This is a genomic window from Microcystis sp. M109S1 (assembly GCF_020247025.1).
Lineage (GTDB): Bacteria > Cyanobacteriota > Cyanobacteriia > Cyanobacteriales > Microcystaceae > Microcystis.
The window spans coordinates 1-2,593 of the sequence record NZ_JADBRW010000272.1; the positions used below are offsets into that span (position 1 = coordinate 1).

Annotated in this window: 1 protein-coding gene and 2 pseudogenes; 2 read left to right on the top strand and 1 reads right to left on the bottom strand. The window is 47.6% G+C overall.

What is annotated here, in order from left to right; all coding sequences use genetic code 11:
- Positions 1–139 precede the first annotated feature (139 nt).
- Positions 140–907, bottom strand: a pseudogene (locus tag IM322_RS13475) (nuclease/transposase family protein); the annotation flags it as partial.
- Positions 908–1,222: 315 nt separating this feature from the next.
- Here IM322_RS13475 and pdhA point away from each other — a divergent pair.
- Entirely contained in the window at positions 1,223–2,257 is a 1,035-nt protein-coding gene (gene pdhA / locus IM322_RS13480; RefSeq protein WP_287078175.1) for a pyruvate dehydrogenase (acetyl-transferring) E1 component subunit alpha, read from the top strand.
- A gap of 214 nt (positions 2,258–2,471) precedes the next feature.
- Positions 2,472–2,593: pseudogene (locus tag IM322_RS13485) on the top strand (RNA-guided endonuclease TnpB family protein); the annotation flags it as partial.

The window sequence follows — 2,593 nt, forward strand, 5'->3', positions numbered from 1 at the left end:
AAAGCTTTTGTACCAGTGATGGTTAGAGATTTAGGGATTACGGAGTGTCGCTTGTTTCCTGCGTTCCCAAAGTCAACGACTCAATTTAATGCTAACATAAAGTCGCCCTAAAGGGCGAGGTTTTCAACCCAAATTTTCGATGATTTAAGTGCGCTTGGTATCTTCTCTCCCGCCCCGATAGCCGTTTCAAGATCTCCGGACACCTACGCCTGGTGGTTCTAGTGCCTTGAGACGCTTTCTTTTGCAGAGAAGACCTCACACGACTGTATTTATCCCTCGTTTCCTTGATGCCCTCCCCCGACCACGATTTATCGGTTGATGTTACCGCGATGTCACGACGGCCGAAATCGACCCCGATAATGTTATCCGCGTTGATAGGTTTCGGCGGTTCCGATTTTAGTTGGATGTGGACATACCAACCGCCATCACGATGTAAACAGACTTGAGCGGATGTCGGGTTCTGTCCGGTTAGTTTTCCCCGATGGTAATTGCTCGCTCTCAGGGGAAGGGTTAGCCGTTTTCCCCTGGTACTAACGGTAATCGCCCAATCCTTCTCGACGAAACGGAAGGTTCGAGCGTCGCCATCGAAACTTGTCGGGGCGAAATTCTTAACTTTCTTCCCCTTCTGTTTCGCCGTTAGACGGTTAGCCGCTACCCGACCGCAAGCTCTGACAACGTGGTTAGCCGTCAATCCGAACCGATCCTTAACGTCCTGATAACAGACAGCCTGAATCGAGTTCCGGTTAGTCAGCTGGGGGTTGACGTTCTCGTTAATCCAGCTACAAGCCGACGCAAAAGCCGTACAGGTATCGGACAGCGCTTGTTGTTGTTCGCTACATACTTGAAGCTTTATCACTAGCGTCAGGACTTGTTCCACGGCCTCAAAAAACTCACCAACAGGAAGCATAACATATTTAGAGTCGATGCGCTACGCGCGTTTTATACTGGTCGGCATTCCTCCGCCGCTAACCCGTAGGGTGTAACGGGGGAGGAATGCCGACATCTAAGGTGAATTAAGTGATGTAAGTGAGAGCGGAGCGAGTAAAATAACAAGATACCATCTTATCCTAGCCAATCTCTGACTGACTAAGATTAGATTTGAGAGAGAAAATACCAAGAACCCCTTGGTTTAAGACCAAAAAATTCACTGCCAGAATTCTCGAAAAATCTACCGCTTCCTCTCCCCTTGCCTTTTTGTTGTCTAAATGATACTACAGACCCTATGATTTCCGAACGTACTTTACCAACCTTTAATCCTGCTTCCATCATTATTACCAAAGCTGAAGGTCTTCGCCTATACGAGGATATGGTTTTGGGGCGGATGTTTGAAGATAAATGTGCCGAAATGTATTATCGGGGCAAAATGTTCGGTTTTGTCCACCTCTACAACGGTCAAGAAGCGATATCTAGCGGTATTATTAAAGCCTTGCGTCAGGGAGAAGATTACGTTTCTAGCACCTATCGCGATCACGTCCACGCCCTCAGCGCCGGAGTTCCCGCTCAAGAGGTAATGGCGGAGTTATTCGGCAAAGCTACTGGCTGCAGTAAAGGACGGGGTGGCTCCATGCACATGTTTTCCGCCGAACATAAGCTTTTAGGGGGTTACGCTTTTGTGGCCGAGGGGATTCCCGTCGCAACCGGGGCGGCTTTTCAAAGTAAGTACCGTCGCGAAGCCATGGGTGATGCCAGTGCCGATCAGGTAACGGTCTGTTTCTTCGGGGATGGGGCGAGTAATAATGGCCAGTTTTTTGAGTGTCTGAATATGGCCGCCCTCTGGAAGTTGCCGATTATCTATGTGGTGGAAAATAATAAGTGGGCGATCGGTATGGCCCATGATCGAGCCACTTCTCAACCGGAAATCTATAAAAAAGCCAGTGTTTTTAGTATGGTCGGCGTGGAAGTGGACGGTATGGATGTGGTCGCCGTTCATGCCGCCGCCAGAGAAGCTGTGGCCCGCGCCCGCGCTGGTGAAGGACCGACTTTAATTGAGGCCTTAACCTATCGTTTCCGGGGTCACTCTCTGGCAGATCCCGACGAGTTACGCAGTGCTGACGAGAAACAATTCTGGGGCGAAAGAGATCCGATCACTCGCTTTGCCGCCTACCTCTACGAGCGAGATCTGGCCACGAGAGAGGAATTAAAAGAAATCGAGGAGAAAATTCTAGCTGAAATCGAGGCAGCGGTTAAATTTGCCGAATCTAGCCCTGAACCCGATCCTAGTGAACTAACTCGCTTTATTTTCGCTGAAGACGAGTAATTTCAGTGATCGGTGATCAGTTATTCAGAGTTGAGTTTTCAGTTCACTGATCACTGTTTATTGATCACTGATTGCTGATCACTGATTACTGATCACTGATTACCGAAATTTTGGGTTAAAGCCCCGTCCTTTTAGGACGGCTTTTTAAACTATAGCTTGTTAACTTAACTTTTATTGTGCTATACTGATTTTATTTAAGTACCCCCTGCGTAAAATGTTTGTCTTAGAGTTTAAAGTTAAAGCTAAAACTCAACAGTATCAAGCGATAGACGATGCTATTCGTACTGCTCAATTCATCCGTAACAAATGTGTAAGGTTATGGATGGATACAAAAGG